The 712-nt window shown below is 38.5% G+C and carries 1 protein-coding gene and 1 pseudogene; both read right to left on the minus strand.

Going from position 1 to position 712, the window contains the following annotated elements:
- Nucleotides 1-103: 103 nt before the first annotated feature.
- On the minus strand, nt 104-493 hold the full coding sequence (locus HUK49_RS10595) for a hypothetical protein (RefSeq protein WP_191913669.1): 390 nt from the start codon (nt 491-493) through the stop codon (nt 104-106).
- 6 nt (nt 494-499) lie between these two features.
- Nucleotides 500-712: pseudogene (locus HUK49_RS10600) on the minus strand (fibronectin type III domain-containing protein); the annotation flags it as partial.

Below are 712 nucleotides of genomic sequence, written 5' to 3' on the forward strand. Positions count from 1 at the left end.
ATTACTGGAAAATCATATCGAATGAAAGATTATCAAGAACACACAAAGACACAAAAGTAAATCGGTGAAAAACGACATTTTTAAACCGGTGAAATCCTACATTTTAAAATCGGTGTTGACATGCTCGATAGCAAAGTACCGCACCAGATCCAAAAATAAACTGGGCCTTGACCTGATTTTTGCCCCCATATTGAACAATCCAGCCCCATTCAGCACCACCACGAATACGCTTAGGCCATGATGTTTCATTTGTTGAAATTGGTTTGTCTTGCCAGAAACCAAATGGATAGATTCCAGGCTCTAAGTTATCTATATTAGGATTATCGTTCCCAATAAAATTACCAATTTTCAGCGTCTTATTATTCAACGTGTCTAATTGATTGTCTTGACCAATATTCTCTTCAAGTAGTTTGTTAAAGTTTTCAGCAATCTTTTCTGCACCTAAGTCCATACCAGTAAAGATGCTTGCAATATCTTTTGCTGCTATTGCCATTAATTATCATTCCTTTCCCTTATAATAAAGAGCCTTGTAGCCTTCAAAGACTCCAAAGCTCTTGTCTGGTAGTTGCTTCATTGTTAAACCATCGCTCATCAAGTTAAAGCTGTTGGTAATTTCAATCGTGCTCATCCCGTTAGCTGAACTAATCACTTTTGCTGGGATAATTTGTCGATTGCCACCACCGAACATGCCCTTGGGTTCCGTCCCAATCGG

The sequence above is a fragment of the Limosilactobacillus portuensis genome (assembly GCF_014838735.1).
GTDB lineage: Bacteria > Bacillota > Bacilli > Lactobacillales > Lactobacillaceae > Limosilactobacillus > Limosilactobacillus portuensis.